Annotated in this window: 22 protein-coding genes and 2 pseudogenes; 14 read left to right on the top strand and 10 right to left on the bottom strand. The window is 68.2% G+C overall.

What is annotated here, in order from left to right:
• Positions 1–197: 197 nt before the first annotated feature.
• Positions 198–413, top strand: a complete 216-nt coding sequence (locus Sdi02f_RS35265) for a biotin/lipoyl-binding carrier protein (RefSeq protein WP_030405160.1) — start codon at positions 198–200, stop codon at positions 411–413.
• 605 nt (positions 414–1,018) lie between these two features.
• On the opposite strand, the gene Sdi02f_RS35255 is transcribed toward Sdi02f_RS35265, so the two are convergent.
• Positions 1,019–2,232, bottom strand: a protein-coding gene (locus Sdi02f_RS35255; protein ID WP_108934770.1) for an IS3 family transposase whose coding sequence is annotated in 2 segments (ribosomal slippage) — positions 1,019–1,983 and positions 1,983–2,232 — 1,215 coding nt in all. Because the reading frame shifts where the segments join, the coding sequence is not laid out codon by codon here.
• A gap of 286 nt (positions 2,233–2,518) precedes the next feature.
• On the opposite strand from Sdi02f_RS35255, the gene Sdi02f_RS35250 reads away from it, so the two are divergent.
• Positions 2,519–3,393, top strand: a protein-coding gene (locus tag Sdi02f_RS35250; RefSeq protein ID WP_245962285.1) for an IS5 family transposase whose coding sequence is annotated in 2 segments (ribosomal slippage) — positions 2,519–2,912 and positions 2,912–3,393 — 876 coding nt in all. Because the reading frame shifts where the segments join, the coding sequence is not laid out codon by codon here.
• 50 nt (positions 3,394–3,443) lie between these two features.
• Complete coding sequence (locus Sdi02f_RS35765; protein ID WP_159107706.1) at positions 3,444–3,743, top strand: hypothetical protein; 300 nt, start codon at positions 3,444–3,446, stop codon at positions 3,741–3,743.
• Here the strand turns inward: Sdi02f_RS35765 and Sdi02f_RS35240 are convergent.
• Positions 3,730–3,987: a hypothetical protein gene (locus Sdi02f_RS35240; RefSeq protein WP_108934767.1), complete on the bottom strand. Its 258-nt coding sequence runs from the start codon at positions 3,985–3,987 to the stop codon at positions 3,730–3,732. The two genes, Sdi02f_RS35765 and Sdi02f_RS35240, sit on opposite strands and share 14 nt — an antisense overlap.
• A 123-nt stretch (positions 3,988–4,110) precedes the next feature.
• On the bottom strand, positions 4,111–4,494 hold the full coding sequence (locus tag Sdi02f_RS35235; RefSeq protein WP_053639570.1) for a winged helix-turn-helix transcriptional regulator: 384 nt from the start codon (positions 4,492–4,494) through the stop codon (positions 4,111–4,113).
• 103 nt (positions 4,495–4,597) lie between these two features.
• On the opposite strand from Sdi02f_RS35235, the gene Sdi02f_RS35230 reads away from it, so the two are divergent.
• Positions 4,598–4,999: a RidA family protein gene (locus Sdi02f_RS35230; protein ID WP_031087320.1), complete on the top strand. Its 402-nt coding sequence runs from the start codon at positions 4,598–4,600 to the stop codon at positions 4,997–4,999.
• Positions 5,000–5,281: 282 nt separating this feature from the next.
• Here the strand turns inward: Sdi02f_RS35230 and Sdi02f_RS35225 are convergent, their stop codons facing one another.
• Genes Sdi02f_RS35225 through Sdi02f_RS35215 form a run of 3 tightly spaced genes read right to left on the bottom strand, consistent with a single transcriptional unit; the run spans position 5,282 to position 7,586 of the window.
• Positions 5,282–6,292, bottom strand: coding sequence for an ABC-2 membrane transporter-related protein (locus Sdi02f_RS35225; protein WP_108934766.1), 1,011 nt, complete (start codon positions 6,290–6,292; stop codon positions 5,282–5,284).
• Positions 6,289–7,185, bottom strand: a complete 897-nt coding sequence (locus Sdi02f_RS35220; RefSeq protein WP_108934765.1) for an ABC transporter ATP-binding protein — start codon at positions 7,183–7,185, stop codon at positions 6,289–6,291. The genes Sdi02f_RS35225 and Sdi02f_RS35220 overlap by 4 nt, the downstream gene beginning before the upstream one ends.
• Positions 7,182–7,586: a GntR family transcriptional regulator gene (locus Sdi02f_RS35215; protein WP_108934764.1), complete on the bottom strand. Its 405-nt coding sequence runs from the start codon at positions 7,584–7,586 to the stop codon at positions 7,182–7,184. The genes Sdi02f_RS35220 and Sdi02f_RS35215 overlap by 4 nt, the downstream gene beginning before the upstream one ends.
• Before the next feature lie 92 nt (positions 7,587–7,678).
• Between Sdi02f_RS35215 and Sdi02f_RS36640 the strand changes: the two genes are divergently transcribed.
• Positions 7,679–8,029: a winged helix-turn-helix domain-containing protein gene (locus Sdi02f_RS36640; protein ID WP_497595322.1), complete on the top strand. Its 351-nt coding sequence runs from the start codon at positions 7,679–7,681 to the stop codon at positions 8,027–8,029.
• 287 nt (positions 8,030–8,316) lie between these two features.
• Positions 8,317–8,823, top strand: a complete 507-nt coding sequence (locus tag Sdi02f_RS35205) for a transposase family protein (RefSeq protein WP_108934778.1) — start codon at positions 8,317–8,319, stop codon at positions 8,821–8,823.
• Positions 8,824–8,840: 17 nt separating this feature from the next.
• Here Sdi02f_RS35205 and Sdi02f_RS35200 read toward each other — a convergent pair whose 3' ends face one another.
• Positions 8,841–9,785 carry an AraC family transcriptional regulator gene (locus tag Sdi02f_RS35200; protein ID WP_108934763.1) on the bottom strand — a complete coding sequence of 315 codons (945 nt, stop codon included), beginning with the start codon at positions 9,783–9,785 and terminating at the stop codon, positions 8,841–8,843.
• 100 nt (positions 9,786–9,885) lie between these two features.
• On the opposite strand from Sdi02f_RS35200, the gene Sdi02f_RS35195 reads away from it, so the two are divergent.
• Positions 9,886–10,806 carry an MBL fold metallo-hydrolase gene (locus Sdi02f_RS35195; protein ID WP_108934777.1) on the top strand — a complete coding sequence of 307 codons (921 nt, stop codon included), beginning with the start codon at positions 9,886–9,888 and terminating at the stop codon, positions 10,804–10,806.
• A pseudogene (locus Sdi02f_RS37025) lies at positions 10,807–10,953 on the top strand (telomere-protecting terminal protein Tpg); the annotation flags it as partial. It lies immediately after the preceding gene.
• A gap of 131 nt (positions 10,954–11,084) precedes the next feature.
• Here Sdi02f_RS37025 and Sdi02f_RS35185 read toward each other — a convergent pair.
• Positions 11,085–12,506: a hypothetical protein gene (locus Sdi02f_RS35185; RefSeq protein WP_245962283.1), complete on the bottom strand. Its 1,422-nt coding sequence runs from the start codon at positions 12,504–12,506 to the stop codon at positions 11,085–11,087.
• Positions 12,507–12,881: 375 nt separating this feature from the next.
• On the opposite strand from Sdi02f_RS35185, the gene Sdi02f_RS35180 reads away from it, so the two are divergent.
• Both Sdi02f_RS35180 and Sdi02f_RS35175 read left to right on the top strand, forming a co-directional pair.
• On the top strand, positions 12,882–13,136 hold the full coding sequence (locus Sdi02f_RS35180) for a DUF6332 family protein (protein ID WP_174843439.1): 255 nt from the start codon (positions 12,882–12,884) through the stop codon (positions 13,134–13,136).
• 43 nt (positions 13,137–13,179) lie between these two features.
• Positions 13,180–13,977 (top strand): annotated as a pseudogene (locus tag Sdi02f_RS35175) (IS5 family transposase).
• Between the two features lie 201 nt (positions 13,978–14,178).
• Here the strand turns inward: Sdi02f_RS35175 and Sdi02f_RS35170 are convergent.
• A complete protein-coding gene (locus tag Sdi02f_RS35170; protein ID WP_245962282.1) occupies positions 14,179–15,282 on the bottom strand; it encodes a helix-turn-helix domain-containing protein in 1,104 nt (367 codons plus the stop codon).
• Positions 15,283–15,654: 372 nt separating this feature from the next.
• Here Sdi02f_RS35170 and Sdi02f_RS35760 point away from each other — a divergent pair, with 372 nt between their 5' ends.
• The 4 genes from Sdi02f_RS35760 (at position 15,655) to Sdi02f_RS35155 (ending at position 17,412) form a co-directional block, all read left to right on the top strand.
• On the top strand, positions 15,655–15,945 hold the full coding sequence (locus Sdi02f_RS35760; protein WP_159107705.1) for a hypothetical protein: 291 nt from the start codon (positions 15,655–15,657) through the stop codon (positions 15,943–15,945).
• A 395-nt stretch (positions 15,946–16,340) separates the two neighbouring features.
• Positions 16,341–16,772, top strand: a complete 432-nt coding sequence (locus Sdi02f_RS35165; protein WP_108934761.1) for a hypothetical protein — start codon at positions 16,341–16,343, stop codon at positions 16,770–16,772.
• Between the two features lie 77 nt (positions 16,773–16,849).
• Positions 16,850–17,155 (top strand): DUF6247 family protein, encoded by a 306-nt coding sequence (locus Sdi02f_RS35160; protein WP_108934760.1) that lies wholly within the window; start codon positions 16,850–16,852, stop codon positions 17,153–17,155.
• Positions 17,152–17,412 (top strand): hypothetical protein, encoded by a 261-nt coding sequence (locus tag Sdi02f_RS35155; protein WP_108934759.1) that lies wholly within the window; start codon positions 17,152–17,154, stop codon positions 17,410–17,412. Before Sdi02f_RS35160 ends, Sdi02f_RS35155 begins: the two co-directional genes overlap by 4 nt.
• A 110-nt stretch (positions 17,413–17,522) precedes the next feature.
• Here the strand turns inward: Sdi02f_RS35155 and Sdi02f_RS35150 are convergent.
• The coding region (locus tag Sdi02f_RS35150; protein ID WP_245962281.1) for a hypothetical protein at positions 17,523–18,073 on the bottom strand (551 nt) is incomplete at its 5' end.

Genomic DNA, 18,073 nt, shown 5'->3' with positions numbered 1-18,073 from the left:
CACCGGGAGGACCTCCCGGCGGCAGCACGCCCCCGCCCACTGCGGCCCCTCGGGCGGCCCCGGACCCCCGGGGCCGCCCGGCGCGGCACAAGGCCGCCGCCCTCCTTTGACCCCCTCACCCCCTCCGACGAGCCTGCCCGGGGCCGGTGTACGCCACCGGGTTCGCCGTCCGGAAGCGTTAGGAGCAGCATCCCGCCATGCCCCAGCAGATACTCGCCGACATCACCGCACACGTAGGGCAGGTCCTCGTCACGGAGGGCACCACGGTCACCGCCGGAGACACCCTCGCGATCCTGGAGTCCATGAAGATGGAGATCCCCGTCGAGGCGGACACCGCCGGCACGGTCACCAAGCTGGCCGTCATCGAGGGCGACGTACTCCGCGAGGGGGCTCTGATCGCCGAGATCTCCTGAAACGCTGTCGTCCGGGCAGCCGGTTCCGTCGGCTCATGGGTGACCGGCACCTGGGCGAACACGGTGTGCGGCGGGCGGTGCTCACCACGGACGCGGAGCAGTGGAGCACCACCACCGCACCGGCTTCCTCCACCGCGCCGGACGCGGCGCCCGGCACGCCGGTCCCCGACGATCCGTACGGGCCGGCCGGGAAATGCCTCCCACATGCTGCGGCGGCTCGGGCTCGGCGAGATCTCGCTGACCCACGACGCCTTCCCGGGGGCAGCAAAATGATCTTGGACGACGAACCGCCGCAGTAAAAGCCGGATTCTGCGATCTGCGATGGAGCCTCCGCGGTGATCTTCGCGATCAGCACCAGGCTCCGGTGGAGTCGTAGATCGCTCCGACGTTCGCGCTGTAGATCCAACCATCGTAGGAGCCCCTGCCGGGCGGATAGGCCGTGACGTGGTACCAGAGGTGTTCGACGTCCTGCGCCTGGGCGGCAGAGGCCTCATCGCCTGGCCGTACGCCCGCCGCAGGGCCGCTCTGGATCGCTTGTTCACCGATGCGGGGCTTTCCGCGCCGTTTACGCTGTGAGGTTCGCCCTCGGGAGTGGACACCGGGTTTCATGCGACGAGTGACAGCGTAGGCGACAAGGTCAGTTGTTGTTCGAACTCGGCTGGTGTGAGGTAGCCGAGGGCGGAGTGGCGGCGGCGTCGGTTGTAGTAGGCGAGCCAGCTGAACAGCTCCAGACGTGTCTGCGCTTTCGAGGTGAGGCGTCGCCCGTGGAACAACTCGCGCTTCAGGCCCTGGAAGAACGATTCGGCCAGGGCGTTGTCATAGCTCGACCCGACGCGCCCCATGCTGCGGCGGATGCCGTGCCGACGGCAGACTTCGACGAAGGCCCGGCTGACGTACTGGGCGCCCCTGTCCGTGTGAAAGGCGACGCCGTCGACCCGGCCGCCGCGGGCGGCGACCGCCATCTCGAGTGCGTCCGTGACGAGCTGAGTGCGCATATGGTCGGCAATGGACCAGCCGATCACGCGGCGCGAGCAGATGTCGATGACCGTCGCCAGGAACATCCACGACGAGCCGACAGCGACATAGGTGATGTCGCCGCACCACCTGCTGTTCAGCGCCGTGGCCGTGAAATCGCGCATCACCAGATCCGGTGCGGGCGGAGCCGTCCTGTCCGCGATCGTGGTCCGCTTCTTGCGACGCAGATGACGGCCGACGATATGGTTCACCCGCATCAGCCGGGCCACCCGCTTCCGGTTGACCTTGCGGCCCCGAGCCCTAAGTTCGGCATGGATGCGCGGGGCGCCGTAGGCGCCATGGTGCTCGGCGTGGATCTGCCGGATCTCAGCGACCGCGGCGGCCTGCTCGGCCTGACGCGCGGCGCGGGCCTGCGCGGTGGCCTGCTGCTGGTAGTAGCCGGACCTCGAGACGCCCAGGACCCGGCATATCCGCTGCACGCCGAAAGCGGCGCGATGGTCGGAGATGAAGTCCCAGCGGTCGGGGCTCACTTCACCTCCCGAGCGAAATAGGCGGCTGCCCGGCGCAGGATCTCCCGCTCCAGCTGCCACTCCTTCTCCGCCTTCAGCAACCGCTGGTTCTCCGCCCGCAGCCGGGCCAGCTCCTCGGCCGGGCTGAGCGCGGTGCCACCTGGCGGCCCGGGCGCGGGCCGGCCGGCGTCCTTGCGGACCCACGTGCGCAGCGTCTCGCCGGTCATCCCGAGATCCGCGGCCACCGCCGCGTACGTCCGCTTACCGCCCGACGCGCGATACAGCGCGACAGCATCCTTCCGGAACTCCTCCGGATACGGAGACTTCCGTCCCACCTGGACATCCCTCCCTGGACCATCAAGATCCATTGTCAGGGTGTCCACTCCAAAGGGTCAGCCTCACTGCGCCCGTCGACCACCGACCCGGCAACCGCCCGCGAGCGGCTCACCTGGACGAGTGCCGGCCTCGAGAACCTGTGGTCGAGGGGAGCCCGGAGCATCCTGGCCGCAGCACCGACTCCCGCCGTGGCCGCGAAGTTGCTCCGGAGGTGCCTGCGGTCTCCGCTCAAGCAGGCTAGGGCCTGTTGCGAAAGTGGATCTTGTTCGTTGATGATCACTTGGCGTGGGACGCGGGGATCTGACGAACGGCCAGTGGGCCCGGCTTGAGCCGTTGCTGCCGCGGGGCATCAAGCCGGGTCGGCCTCAGGTGTGGACGCGGCGGCAGCTGATAGACGGCATACGGTGGCGAACCCGGACTGGTGCTCCCTGGCGGGATGTGCCCGAGCGGTATGGGCCGTGGGACCGGGTCTATGACCTGTTCCGACGCTGGCAGCGGGACGGCACCTGGGCCCGCATCCTGACCCGGCTCCAGGCCGAGGCCTACCCAAAGGGGCTGATCACCTGGGACGTGAACGTCGCCTCCACCGTCTGCCGGGCCCATCAACACGCCGCCGGAGCGGCGAAAAAGGGGATCTCCAAAAGGAACCGCCCGGCGGGATCTTCGTCGAGCCGGCCGACCACGGCCTCGGACGTTCCCGCGGCGGACTGACCAGCAAGATCCACCTCGCGGTGGAGCAGGGGCAGAAGCCCCTGTCCGTCGTGATCACGGCCGGGCAGCGGGGCGACTCGCCGCAGTTCGAGCCGGTCCTGGAAGCCATCCGGGTTCCCCGGCCGGGTCTCGGCAGGCCACGCAAGCGCCTGGACCGAGTCCGGGCCGACAAGGCGTACGACTCCCGCCGTAATCGCTCCTACCTGCGCAGACGCGGGATCAAGGCCACCATCCCGGTTCCGGCGGACCGGGTCCGCAACCGTCTCAAGCGCGGGTCGCGTGGCGGGCGGCCGCCGACGTTCGACAAGGACGACTACAAACAGCGGCACGCGGTCGAGTGCGGGATCAACCGGCTCAAGCGCCACCGGGCCGTCGCCACGCGGTACGACAAACTCGCCGTCCGCTACGAAGCGACCGTGCTGATCGCAGCCATCAACGAATGGCTCTGACCTCCGTATATGCTGCGGTGGCACCCACTGTCGAGCAGTAGCCTGCTCCTATGGGGATCAGCGTTCAGGTTCGCGCGTACACAGGCGCGGTTGAAGCCACGTGCGTACATCCATCCATTGCTGACCTGTGCAGACGGGCGGCGAGCCAGAACCTGCCCATGCTCGGATACGTCGATCCCTGCGACGACACCGTGTTCAACCGATCGCAGCTCAAAGTCCTCATCCCGGAACTCCGGGCCTTGGCGAACGGCTCAGTCGCCGAAGAAGCCGAGGCGGTGCACGAGATCCTTGTGCTGACCGCCCAAGTCGAGCGCAAGGCTCACCGGTATCTCGTCTTCAACGGCGACTGACGGCGCCACTTTCACAACAGGCCCTAGCCGCGTCCGCGGCATTCGGCGTGAAGCCGAACGGCTCCACGAGGTCCTTGGCCGCGACTACCTCCACCAGCTCGCCCAGGCCCAGGCGGCTCTGGGACAGCAGACTTCCGCTCTGCTCAGGCAGCTGGACACCGCATGAAACAACGCCGACCAGCTCGAAGAAGCGGGCACGCATGCCTTGGGGTTGCATCCAGATGCGCCGGTCAGCGCCGGTCATCCGCAGCTTTCCTGGGCTTGCCGCACTGACCGGCGCCCGGGTCCTGGCGGAGATCGGCGACGACCGCGCAGGCTGAGACCGGTCAGGAGACGCATAACGTGCGGGGACGTTGCGGTGTGTTCGTCAGGTGTCGAACCGACCGCGTGCACTCTCGATGTGTCCGAGGTACTGGTGGGTCCAGCCGCAGATGGCGTCGACCGTGGTGCGCAGGGCCCGGCCCGGCTCGGTGAGGGTGTACTCGACCTTCGGCGGCACGGTGGGGTGCACCTTCCGGTCGACCAGACCGTTGCGTTCCAGCATGCGGAGGTTCTGGGTGAGCATCTTGTGGCTGATGCCCTCGACCTCGTTCCGCAACTCGCTGAAGCGCAGGGTGCGCTCGCCGAGTGCCTCGATGATCAGGAGCGCCCACTTGTTGGCGACGTCCGAGAAGATCTCCCGCGCCAGGGAGTCCGCACGCCGCAGATCAGCGTTCTCGGGCAGATCCTTGAGCAGTTGCTTGGTCACCATCAGGTTCCTCAGTCACCGAAAAGTGCGTTCTTCCAGGTCGGCCGTCACTCTCCTACAGTTTCCGAGTAACCACAAGAGAGCACTAACCGGAAAGGTGAGCACCATGGCCACCGCTGATGTCTTCAATCACCACGTGCCGGCCGAGAGCGAGTTTGGCTACTCACAGGCGATCAAGTCCGGGGACCTGATCCACGTCTCGGGACAGCTCGCTTTCGACGCGGCGGGCGAGTTCCTCCACGCGGGCGACTTCGCCGCCCAGCTCGAGCAGACCTACGCCAACATGGACAAAATCCTGAACCACTACGGCACCACCCGGAACCAGGTCGTCTCGCAGACCTTGTACGTGGTGAACCTGCGGCAGAACGCCCAGGCGGCAGCGGAGGGCAACCGGGAGTACTTCGGCGACCACCGCCCGGCCAGCACGGTCCTGGGCGTCACTGAACTGACCTTGCCCGGCCAGGTCATCGAGATCAGCTTCGTCATCGACACGAAGCTGCCCGCTTGAGGCCCCCCGCACGCGACGTCTCTCCGCTGGACGGACCACGGGGATGGACGAGGTTGGCAATCAGATCCAAGCGTCCTGGCTGCGCATGGACGGCGATCCAGCGCCAACCATACTCAGAGGTGTCCTGGTGAGTGCGTGTGTCTGATCCGGTCCGGCACAGGCTGGCGTCTTCGTGTCCGGTTCCGGGTGAGGCTGTGGAACACCGCGAGGGACAGCCAGATCCTGGCTGTCCCTCGCGGCTGCCTTAGCGGTCTGGCATAGTGCTCCGGACCTGATGCCTGGTCAGGTCACTCGGCGGCGGATCCACCAGGCGCAGAACGCGGTCAGGGCCAGGGCGAGGACGAGGTAGAGCCCGGTCTCGGCCAATTGAAGAGCCCAGAAATTGCCGGCGGGCTGGTACGTCACCTGCTGCTTGTAGCCCAGGGCGCCGAGGTCGGCGACGCAGCGGTCGACCTGCTGCAGGGCGGGCGGGCCCGCCTCGGTGCGCAGGCAGTCGGCGAAGGACGACGGCACGGGGGCCGGCTGACCGGCGGCGTTCAGCGTCTCCTGGGAGGTGACCCAGGCCCCGGGCATTTCTTCGAGGTGCACGATGATCTGCTCGGCGCCGTCCTGGATGCTGATGGGGGCACCGTCGGGCTCGATCGACACGGTCGTCCGGTCTGCGGCGGCCAGGTGGGCCCGGATCCACATGGCCACGGCGATCTGGCCGGCGGTGTAGAGGGCGAAGGTGGTGGCCATCGCGGGCAGGGTGCGGCGGATGACCAGGCCGAGGGCGACGCCCAGGACGAAGGCGAAGGCGGCGTGGGCCATGGGGACGACACCCCGTGCGGCGAAGGCCACGGGGTCGAGCCGTGGGAAGTACGTGTCCGTCGCGCCGCCGCCGTTGATGGCCCGGTCGATGGGGCTGCTCCACCAACTCACCGCGAGGCTGGTCAGCCCGGCGGCGGCCATGGAGGCTGCCGCGCCGAGGCCCAGCTTTGTCGCCAGCCAGCGGGTGCGGGTGATGCCCTGGTTCCACGCGAGGTAGTGGGTGCCGGTCTCCAGTTCGCGGGCGATCAGCGGCGCGCCCCAGAACATCCCGATGACCGCCGGCACGGCGAGTACGACCAGCAGTCCGGTGTAGTAGAGGGTCTGGTCCGCACTGGAGACCTGGTCCACCAGGCTGCTGCCGGCCGTCCGGTAGAGGTCGGCCAGCTGCGGGCCGGAGACCGCGAGTGTGGCGGCGAGGACGGCCACGGCGGCGAACAGCACGGCGGCCTGGGTACGGAACTGGCGCCAGGTCAGCCAGATCATCGGAGTACCTCCAGTGCGGGCCGGGTGTCGCGCACCACATCGGCGGGCCGGGTCATGTAGGCCAGGACGATGTCTTCCAGACCGAGCGGGGTGACGGTCCAGGAAGGGTCGTGGACCGCGGTGTCGGTGCGCACCAGCAGAGTGGTCTGCCGCTCGGTGTGGCTGGCGGTGATGACGTGCTGGCCGGCCGGGAGCGTGTCCGTGTCCCGGCGCGGTCCGGTGAGCCGGTGGTGGCAGGCGACCAGGTCGTCTATGTCGCCGGCCACCTGCACCCGGGAGTCGACCAGGACGATGACGTAGTCGCAGGTCCGCTCCAGGTCGGAGACCAGGTGGGAGGAGAGCACGACGCTCAGCTCGTGCTCGGCGACTGCCTCCATCAAGTCCTGCATGAACTCCCGCCGGGCGAGCGGGTCCAGGGCCGCGACCGGCTCGTCCAGGATGAGCAGCTCCGGGCGCTTGGCGATGCCCAGGGTGAGAGCGAGCTGCGCGCGCTGGCCGCCGGACAGCTTGCCGGCCCGCTGCTTGAGGTCCAGACCGAGGCGACGGATCCGGTCGCACGCCACGGCGTCGTCCCAGTCCGGGTTGAGGCGCTTGCCGAGGTCGAGGTGGTCGGCGACGCTCAGCGCCGCGTAGACCGGGGTGTCCTGGGCGACGAAGCCGACCTTGGCCAGCTGTTCCACACCCGCGGCAGGACGGCCACCGCACACCTCGATGATGCCGGCCGTCGGGGTCAGCATGCCGGAGGCCAGGTTCAATAACGTCGACTTGCCGGCGCCGTTGGGGCCGACCAGGCCGACCACCCGGCCGGCGGGGACGTCCAGGTCGCAGTTCTGCAGCGCCCAGCGCTGTTTGTACCTCTTGCCCAGGCCCTGGGCTCGCAAGACGGCGCTCACGCTACGTCCTCTCCGGCGGCGTTACGAAATGTGCTCATGAACAGCGCCTCGATGCTCTCGTCGTCGAGCCCGGCCAGGCGGGCCTTGGTCAGCCAACGCTGCAGGTCCTTGCGGAGCGGTCCGTGCGCGGCGAGCGTGCCGTCGGCCAGCGTCCGGGTCACGAACGTCCCGACGCCGGGACGGGCGGCCACGAGGCCGTCGTGCTCCAGCTCCCGGTACGCCTTGAGCACCGTGTTCGGGTTGACCGCCATCTGCTTCGCCACGTCCTTGACGGTCGGCAGCCGGTCCCCCTCGTGCAGCAAGCCCAGGCGCAATGCGTGCCGGACCTGCTGCACCAGCTGCTGGTACGGGGACAGGCCAGAGCGGCTGTTCAGGTGGAACTCAATCACCGGTTCCTCCATTTATCTAGTTGCCTAGTACTTTAGCCCCCTCAGGTGGTGGTCGGTCAACAGGGAAGACGCCGCATCCGTCACACCCTGCGCACCACCATCGAATGGAGCCACGGTCTGTGCTCACCGACAAAACGGGAACTGTGGCCCGGCTTTCGGTCTTCGCCGGCGGCTTCACTCTGGCGGCCGTCGAACAGGTGGGCTCGGGAGGTGAGTTGGCTGACTGCGATGTGCTCAACCTGGTCGGGGCGCTGGTCGACAAGTCGGTGGTGCAGCGGGTCGAGGGCGAGGGCGAGTACCGCTACCGGCTGCTGGACACGATCTGCGGGTACGGCGCCGAGCAACTCGATCACAGCGGCCGCAGCGAGGAATACGCACGACGCCACCGGGACTTCTTCCTGCACATGGCCCAGCGGGCAGGCGAGGAGTGGCCGGGCGACCAGCAGGTCGAGTAGGGCAACCGGCTCGCTGCCGACTTCGACAACTTCCGTCTCGCCATGAACTTCGCCATCGCCCACTCCGGTGACCAGACGGCGCTGCGGCTGGTGAACGGCCCGTGGGGGGCTGTGGCTGGGCAAGAGGCGACTGACTGAGGCCCGACACTGGATCGACAAGGCGCTGACGGGCGAGCCGGAAGCGACCGTTGAGCAAGGCGTCGCCTTGTACCACGGGGCCTACTTCGGACTGCTGCCGGCCGACCGGCAGGCCCAGGAGATGGTCCGGCGCTGCCGGACCGTGGCCGATTTACCCGTCGGGCGTCGACGTGTCCAGTTCTGCCCTGCGCTTCCTGTCCGCCAAGCTCCGTCAGCGCCGCCAAGAACTCGGTACCCGCTGGCGGCGCCTGAGTGTCGGCCGTCAGGCCCTGCTCACTCTTGCCCATCTCCGCAACGGCCACCCGTATGCCCAGCTCGCGGCCGGGCTCGGGATCGGCACCACCACCGCCCACCGCTGCATCACCGAGGCCGTCGAGGTCCTGGCCGCCCTCGCCCCGACCCTTGCGGAGGTGGTCCGCACAGCATCGTCGAAGGCATTCGTGCTGCTGGACGGCACCCTGCCGATCGACCGGATCTCCGCGGACCGGCCGCAGGCGGTGAACCGGTCCCACGCGAAGATCCGCGCCCTCGTCGAGCAGGCCATGGCCACCCTCAAGTCCTGGCGGCTCCTCCGCAAGCTCCGGTGCTCGACCACCCGGATCGCCAGCCTCGTCCAGGCCATCCTCACGCTTCATCTGACCAGCTCAGACCGATGATGGAAAAGCCTCAGTGACTACTGTTGAGGACTCGTGACGGAACCGGATCGACCCGCGGCCTGTGCTCGATAGCGCCCCGGTGTCGTGCCGAACTCCCGCGTGAAGGCGTGGGAAAGGGCGTAGGGGCTGCTGTAGCCGACTCGACCGGCGATGGTGGCGAGCGTCTCCGTGGTGTCACGGAGCATGGTGGCGGCAAGGATCACGCGCCACCAGGTGAGGTAGGCCATCGGGGGGCGGCCGACGTGTGTGGTGAAGCGGCGTGCAAGGGTGGGTCGGGAGACGCCGGCCTCCGCGGCCAGACGGTCATTGCTCCACTGCGCGGCCGGCCTCGAGTGCATCGCCCGCAGGGCGGCAGCCGTCGCCGGGTCACTCAGTGCGCGGGGCCAGGCTCCGCTGGTGGTCTCTGTCATCCATGAGCGAATCATGTAGACGAGGAGGAGGTCGAGCAGATTCGGGAGTGCCATGCAGGAGCCGGGCCGCACTTCGTCCAGTTCACCGGCGAGCAGATCGATCGCAGCGCGGAGTTCGAGGTTGCTGCCTACTTGGCTGGGCAGGTAGACGATCTCGGGCAGTTCCGCCATCAGCGGGTGCATGCGACTGCAGTCGAGCCAGTACTTGCCAGAGAGAATCTCCGTTCCGTAGTGGTCCGGCTCGGCTCGCTGGTCCGTGTATGCAAGCCATTGCTCGAACGGGACCGCCTTCCTCGCCGCAATCGCCGGGTCGACGGGGGAATCGGCGATCACATGGCCGGTGCCATGCGGGAGGAGCACGGCGTCTCCCACACCGAGGGATACCGGGGCACCACCATCAGCCAGTAGCCAGCAGCCGCCCTTGAGGACGACGTGGAAACCTGCTCCGTCGTACGGGTCAAGCCGCGCGCACCAGCTGCCGCGCGTCCGCAGTCGGTGGAACCACGGGTGTCCGAGGTGCACGGCAGAGATCGCGTCGCTCACCACATCCATCAGTCCAGAGTACCGTGCGCATGATGTGTGATACGGACGCGTATTTTATTGAACTCAATGGTTATTGAGGCTCTCGCTGGACCTTCTTAAGGTCGATTGCATGATCAACGAAAACGAGTGGATGCAGACCATGGTGCTGGGGGACGTCGAGGTCATCCGGGTCGTTGAGTGGCACCAGCCATTCCTGCCTCCCTCTGTCTTCCTCCCGACAGCCCCTGACGACATGTGGAGGGACAACGCGGACTGGCTGGCGCCGGACCACTGGGACCCGGACAGTGGCTTGGTGGTGACTGCTTTGCAGAGCTGGGTTCTGCGTAGTGCAGGCCGGACCATTCTGGTCGACACCGGAGCGGGCAACGGGCGCGTACGACCGGGTATGGGGCCCTTCCATGACGCACAGAGTGACCTTCTCGGCCTGCTGGAGCGGGCCGGTATCCGTCGGCAGGACGTCGACGTCGTGGTCAACACCCACCTGCATGTAGACCACGTTGGTTGGAACACCGTCGAGGCGGACGGGGAGTGGGCGCCAGCATTCCCCAATGCTCGGTACCTCATCCCGGCTGCGGACGACTTCCATTACGGTCCCGACAACGCGTACGGCAACGGTGTGCAGGAGGTCGACCGCCTTATCTACGAGGACAGTGTCGCCCCCATTCACCAAGCCGGGCAGTCCGTGCTGTGGGACGGCCAGTATCGCATCGACGAACACCTCACCTTGCAATCTGCACCAGGTCACACACCCGGCTCCTGCGTGCTGAGCCTGGCGTCCGGCACCGACCGTGCGGTCTTCGTCGGGGATCTGTTGCACAGCCCGGTCCAGATCCTCGATCCCTGCTGCAACAGCAGTGCTTGCCTCGACCCGGCACAAGCAGCGGCCAGTCGCCGTCGGATCCTGGAGCGGGCGGCCGAAGCACACGAACTGCTCGTCCCTGCACACTTCGGCGGCGCTGGAGCCCTGGAAGTCCGGCGGAGCGGCGATGGGTTCGCCCTCGGCCCCTGGGCGACAGCCGTCCCGGAATAGCGCGACGCGGGGGCCAGCGACCAGCAGATGCGCGGAATCATCGCCGAAGGGTTTAAGGAAGTGTATTTCCAGGACGGCGGCGGTCGCGCTATGGGACTGTCGGACGTGGAAATCAACGACATTGATTACCTCGATCTGGATTACTGACTAGGAGCGAAAGCGTGACCGCTGATTTTCCACCTGAGCCAAAGCACGACAGTTGTCACCAAGGCAGGCGTGTTGTCACCAGGGCCACCGGCTGCGAGTGCTGAGCAGAGTTCTGGACCGCGGTGCCAGCCTCAGCTGTCCACCCCGGCTTCCCACTTGCGCTGGCGCAGCGTGTAGTCGCTGAAGAGATGTCGGCTCCGGTCGAGCAGTTCACCCACCTCCGCGTCGCCGCGCCGCCCGTCCGGCGACGGATGCCAGCTCTGCACTGATTGCGCGGCCCAGGTGCGCAGCTTCATATCGGGGTCCTCGAGCAGACCGACCGCCGCCCGTAGCGCCACGATGCCGCCGTGCGCGTCGAGCAGCCGGAACGCGCCGACGCGGACGTGCCGCGGCCACTCGGAGCTGGTGCGCTCCAGTAGCCAGTCGGCGGGCAGTTCCTTGGCCGAGGGCAGCAGGGCGGTGGCGGTCTCGCGGACGACCTCGGCGGCAGGGTCGTCGAGGAGCGGCCGCAGCTGCTTCACATCCGCGCAGTCCAGCGCCCGCAACCCGGCCACGGCTCGCGCCCGCACCCCGGCCGCCGGGTGCGCGAGCAGCGGCCGCAGCAGTCCGGCGTCCGCGCGGTTCCCGCACTCGGCCAGCCCGATGACCGCACCGGGCGGCAACTCGGGGTCGTCCGGTGCCGTGCACCGCTCCCGGTACCGGGCCGCCGGGTCACCACCCTGCTGTCGTACGACATACCGGGCACAAGCACGCACGAGTGCGGAACGGTCGCTGAGAAACGGCTCTGCCTGCTTCGACCGCCCCGCCCGTCTCAGCGCGGTGACGCCGGCCGAACGGACACGCGGGTTGCGTGCGGACAGCAGTGGAGGCAGCACACCCTCGTAGGCATCTTCATCCCCCAGAGCCGTGAGCGCCGCTGTGGCACACAGGTCCTGGACCATGGTGTCTTGGTCCCCGGCGGCCGCGCGGGCCAGCTCAGCGGGACGAAGCAGTCGGCCCTCGATGGCCAGCCGGTACGCGAACCGCCGGACGATGCGGTCGGGATCAGCGAAGAGAACAGCGAGCTGCCCGTGGGATGCCTGGCGCAGGATCTGGCCGAGCACATCGACGCCGAAGGCACCTCTGTCTCGGCGGCCGACGCGGAGGATGAGCGGCGCGAGGTCGAGGGCAGAGTCCACGTTCAGGGCCTCGCACAGCAGCCGCCGCGCGTGCTCGCGCACCGGGCTGACCCAGTCGGCGCAACGGATCACGACCAACGGCAGCAAACCGGGGTACCGGACCGACTGACGCACCGCCTCCTGACGGATCCGCCCGTCGCGGTGGCAGAGGGCAAGTGCGAGCCGAGACTCGCCGAGCTGAGTCAGGTCGGCGGGCAGTGGGGCGGAGTGCTCCCACCCCGGCAGGAACTGCGGGCGGTACCAGGCCACCTCACGCACTCCTGCGTCCAGCGCGAGCCAGTCAGCGGGGTCGGCGACATCAAGCGTGCTTTGAAGCGGCGCACCACCCGCGAGCCGCGTCGCTGCCGCTGTCCTGTCCTCGAAGTCCTCAAGCATTCCCGCCCCTCCAGCAGTCGTACCAGGTGAGCGTAGGGGGCGGGGTTCGCATAGGCGCGGGAAATATGGCCCGTGAGCCGAGGACCGCCGCTCGGCACCCTGCTCACCAGAAGCCGAACCCGGTGACATCTCCCCTGCTTCGCTTGCCGCTGGTGACAGGTAGCGCGCCGCATCGGTGACAACCACCATGCTTTGCCCTACTGAAGCCGCAGGCCAGCGGATGCCGATGGTGACAACTCTCGTGCTTCGGCACAGCTGAGACTGAGCGTCTGAGTTGGCCCCTTACAAGACATCTCAATTGGTGATCGAGCCGGCCGTGACAGGCAGCGATCAGGTGCAGGCGCGGTGACTTGACCATGATGTGAGACTTGCAGCATGGACATGGGACGTGAGTCGCGGTGGGAAAAGGACGCAATGACGGTGGAGATCGGTTTCGCCCTGGTGACCGCCGCCGCGCTGGCTGGGGTGATCTTTGCCGTCGCCTGGACATTCGGCCTTGCCCTTGACCTCTCTGGTTCGGCAGAGAAAGGCGTGATGGTAGGCGGCGCACTGTTCGGCGCGGTGGCCGGAGTGTGGCGTCTGGTACGGGTGCTGCTTCGATTCGACGATCAGCGCCGCATGGGCCGCTGACTACGGGCCTGCCACTTGAGGTCGGTAGCCTCCCGGTGTGGGGATAGTTGAGCGGCTGGTACCGGATGAGCTGTGGGAGTTGTTCCAGCGGGTGGTGCCGGAGGCGCCGTCGCGGCCGCAGGGTGGCGGTCGGCGTCGCCACGGCGACCGCGAGGTCTTGGCCGCGGTCGTGTTCGTGGCGACCTCGGGCTGCACGTGGCAGCAACTGCCGAAGTCGTCGTTCGGGCCGTCCGGAGCGACAGCCCACCGCCGGTTCACCGAGTGGACGAAGGCCAGGGTATGGGCCAAGCTCCACCGCCTGGTCCTGGACGAACTCGGCTCCCGCGGCGACCTGGACTGGTCGCGGTGCGCGATCGACTCGGTGAACATGCGGGCCTGAAAAGGGGGACCTGACGGGTCCGAATCCTGTCGACCGGGGTAAGTACGGCTCGAAGATCCATCTGATCACCGAGCGAACCGGTCTGCCCTTGTCTGTCGGCATCTCCGGTGCCAACGTCCACGACAGCCAGGCCCTGATCCCGCTCGTGAAGGGGATCCCCCCGATTCGGTCCCGCCGAGGGCCCCGTCGGCGCAAGCCCGGCAAGCTCCATGCCGACAAGGGCTACGACTACCGCCACCTGCGGCAATGGCTGGCACAGCGAGGCATCCAGCACCGCATTGCCCGCAAGGGCGTCGAGACTTCACAGCGACTGGGCCGACACCGCTGGACGATCGAACGGACGATGGCCTGGCTGCCGGCTGCCGCCGACTCCACCGCCGCTACGAGCGCAAGGCCGAGCACTTCCTCGCCTTCACCAGCATCGCCTGCACCCTCATCTGCTACCGCCGGCTCGCCAAATGAGATGGCCTGTTAGCGCTTGAGTTGGCCCGTCTGAGCGCCAGTGTTGGCCCGCAGGGTAGCGGCTGCTCCGTTGACCTGCTGAGTCTTTGGGGAAGTCTTACGGGAGGCGGGGCGAGCGGGCGGTTCTGGGGACATGAAGGTTACGGACCGTGCTGTTCGTGATGTCCGTTCGAGCCTGTGGCGTGGACGTGATGGGCTTGTTTACCGACCGGGTTCAGGACGTCCGTCATGTTCTGAAGTCGGTACGGAGGACGAATGGTGCGGCACCGTGGCGGCCGTTGGGAGCGATGCGGCGGGGGCTTGTGGGGGCGGTATCAGTTCGATCAGAAAGTCCTGGTCGGCGGCGCCGGAGCATCGGCCTTGGACGACTTCCGTCCCTTCCTTGACGTCTTGGCCGCGCAGGCTCAGGCACTCGTCGGTGATGACAGGGCGGATCCGGAAGTGAGTCGGGGCCTGTGGGCCAAGGGGCTCGATGCGGAACTGTTGGGCCCGGTTTTCGTCGGTGCAGTCTTCGCGGGGTTCGAGCAGGTCGCGGCCCGCACCGTTCAACAGGACTGTCAGGCAGCCGATGCTGTACTTCGGGTGATGCCATTGGATCTGCACGATGTCCGCGCCGACTGGTTCGAGGAACACGTGCGGCAGGACGGCCTTACTGCAAAGGCGCTGGGCGGCGACCGCGGTCTCGTATTGGCCTGTGCGATCTCTGCCTTCGGTGAGACACAAACCCGGGGTCCGAGCGGGGTGGATGAGAGCCCAACTGCCGACGGCCAGTATGCGCAGCCCGGCTACTGGCATCGCGCCCGGTGCTGTTGGTGACTTGGAGCTGTCGAGCAGACCGCCGATGGCCAGGGCGCCAGCAGCTCCGGTGGTCGCGGCGAGGGCCAGGCCGACTGCTCGGCGCCATAGTGGGCGGCGCGAGGGTACAGATGCACCAGAATCCGGACCATCGCCATCGTCGCCGGTCGGTTCGAGTTCGTCGACGGCTGGTGCAGGTTCGCCGACGGCGATGCGACGGCGCGCCTCCAGCCACTGCCGTACGTCCTCCTCAGCAAGGCCGCAGGCGCGGGTGAAAGCGACGACGAACCGTTCTCGCGGCAATGTGGTGCGGCCGAGCGTAGTCGCGATCGTGCTGGCCGGCAGGCTGTCAGTGTGCGCGGTGGCCTTGGCCTCGAGCTGCCGATAGGTCAGTCCGGACCAGGACCGTAACGCGCGCAGCGCTGCAGTGAACTCGGTAGGCGTGCCGACCAGCGCTGGCTTCGGCGCTTGTGCCGGTGACTCGGCTAAGTGGCTCCCCGTATCTCTCATGACCTCAGTATGGCCGCACGACAGAGGCGGAACGCGATCCAATCCGGGCATGTTCGGGTGCGTTCGGAACTCATTGAGCACAGTTCCGCATGCACCCGAACAGCAATCTTTCTTGTGGCGCATGAGTGGCTCGGACAGTCTCGAACTCGGCTGAAGCCGGTCGATCCCGAAGCCTTCGGGACGGCGATTAAGTCAAGGCCAAGCGGGCGCCCGGAACTCGACCGGACCGCTCGGGAAGATCCGGCATTTACTGCGGCAGCTCTGCCCGGGAGGCAATCCGGACAAGCAGACGACACGCCGCTGGCGTGTTGTCGCCCACGGCGGCCCTTGTCCCAACGAACCGAAGGAGCACCTATGCGTTTCCGTGCGGCTGTGGCAGGACTGGGAATCGGAGCGGCACTGGCGCTGGGCGGTGTGTCGGCGCCCGCGCAGGCCGCCCCCCACGACGGAGCCTCTTCTGCTCTGGCGCCCAATTGCACCAAGGGCAAGAACCTCACCAACGGGTGGGGGCAGTGCACCACCGCAGGAACCTACAAGTGGCGCGTCCGCGTCTACTGCACGCTGGGAGGGTCCGGGACGAGCAGCGTCGTGACTGGCCCGACCCGGACCAACGCGTACTGCAGCTGGGGCAACGTGGAGAGCGTGACCATCGAGCACCTCTGACCCGCCCGGACTCCCCGCCGCGCTCGGGGTTCGCCCCGGGGAGCCCAACGTCAGGTGGTGCCTACGACCGATTCCGCCCCGGTGGCCAAACCGATCAGCAACTCCCCGGGCCTGGCCAATCACGTCAGGCTAAGCCTGGGTCTGAGGCTCATCCACCAACGACAAGGGGCCCCGCCGACGTTGACCGGTCGGCGGGGCCTCTTGTTCAGGGCGTGGTCAGCGATTGAGCGTTCTGCTTGGCGAAACGGGCCAACTGAGCCGCTCAGTCACATCCGCCCATCGACCGCGACAAGAGCCCGCTGTTCGACGCTGACCACGACCCGGTCCGGGTCGCAGACGCGCTGCGCCGCAGCCCGCACTTCGCGGCTGCGGACGCCGGCCCGGGCGGCGACACGGTGTGGTTCACCAGTCAGGCCGGCATCAACTACACGCTGACCTTCAAGGCGGCGGAGCCCACCGACGACGACCTGCTGCCCGAGCCGGTGCTCACCGAGGCTATCGCCGCGGCGATCCTCAAGCACCCCGGCTTCGTCGCCGCCGACGCGGACTCCCCGCGCGCGGACACCATCACCATCCAGTCCCGCAACCAGGTGCGCCACCTCCTTGTCCTGGACGTCGACCGCGGCAACGCTCTCGCCCCGGAAGACCTGTCCACCCCGGCCGTCGACGTCGCCCTCGCCGCCGACAGGCTGCTCGCCGGCGACCCCAGCGACTCGGAGCGCGCCACGGCCGACCTCCTCAACTACGTGGCCGCCACCTGGGACAAGCAGGACCTGCCGCTGCGCGAGCACGCCCAGGCCGTCGCCCGCACCCTGCGCACCCAGTAGCAGGGGATCCGCCCATGAGCGCATCCACGGCCACACGGCGCGCGTACGGTTGGGGGAGGACCCGCCGGGAGGACCAGATGAGCGCGCAGCCCGACCACGCACCCGTGACCACCTATGCCCCCGCGCCCGGGGCGCCGGCCGAACTCCTCGCCCAGCTGCGCGCCGACCGGCGCGCCGACCGCTGGGTGCCGGCCTTCGAGCGGGAGTGGGCGGCCGCGCTCGAGGAATCGCGGCGCACATTCTCCCTCGCGCCGCTGTACGAGGTCGTCCAGGAGTGGCAGGGCCGCATCGCGCACGCCCCGGCCGTCGACGCGTTCGTCGCTTCCAGCTACGACGACAGCGACGCCATCGACCTGGCGGAGCTCCGCCGACGTCGCGGGTGAGCCCGTCGCCGTACGCGGTCCGCGTCTCCGCCCCGGCCGCCAAGGTCCTCGACACGCTGCCCGAGCACGCGGTGGACACCGTGTGGGACATCCTCGCGGCGGCCGCCGCCGATCCGTTCGGCTTCCGGCAGTTCGACACCGACGACGACGAGGGTGAGGACGTCCGCTATGCGGCCGTCGGCCAGCTCTCCGTCACCTACTGGGTCAACCGGCCCCTGAACAGCCTGACGGTCCTGAACATCGTCTGGCTCGGGTAGCCACCCGCGACAACGGCCCGGCCCCGCCATTGCAGCTGCCGGGGCCAGGCCGTTGCCCATCGTAGCCACCGCCGTATCCACCCGTTACCACCCGGCGGCAACGCCGGTTGTCACCAGGCGCCGCGGGGGCGGTCGGCACCGAGCTGCACCTCGCGCCGGCACTCCGGGCACGCCGGCCGTCCCTCCACCCGACGCGGTTTGACGTCCTTCACCCAGCTGAACCCGCACAGCGCCTTGTGTGTGACCTGGAAGGATTCGTCCTTGGTGGCGTGCGAGCCGTAGCCCGGCACCAACCAGGTGAACGTCGCCTCCCCGTCGTACGGGGCGCCGTTCGGCCACTCGTAGGCCGCCTCGGTCGTGGTGCACCGCATCCGCACATCAGGCTCCGTCCAGCGCTTGCCGTACCGAAGCTCCGAGCTGGCGTCGACCGCGTCCGCGAGGCGCTCGAAGGACAGGTCGAAGTCGTGCATGTGTTTCCACCGGCCGGGCCGCTGCTGGCGCATCAGCGAGCGGAACATCAGCAGCAGCCGCGCCAGGTCGTGCTGATCGACCCGGACCGTGTTCGTCTCCGCGTCGAACCCGTACGTCGGGTCGTGGGGGCTTCTTCGGCATCGGTCCTCGCTCGCGTCGCTCCGGCGGCCAGCACTCCGCCACAGGGCGG

This window comes from Streptomyces ardesiacus (genome assembly GCF_003112575.1).
In the GTDB taxonomy this organism is placed as follows: Bacteria; Actinomycetota; Actinomycetes; order Streptomycetales; family Streptomycetaceae; genus Streptomyces; species Streptomyces ardesiacus.
The sequence above is the reverse complement of the archived record's forward strand: the minus strand, read 5'-3'. Positions and strand labels throughout refer to the sequence as shown.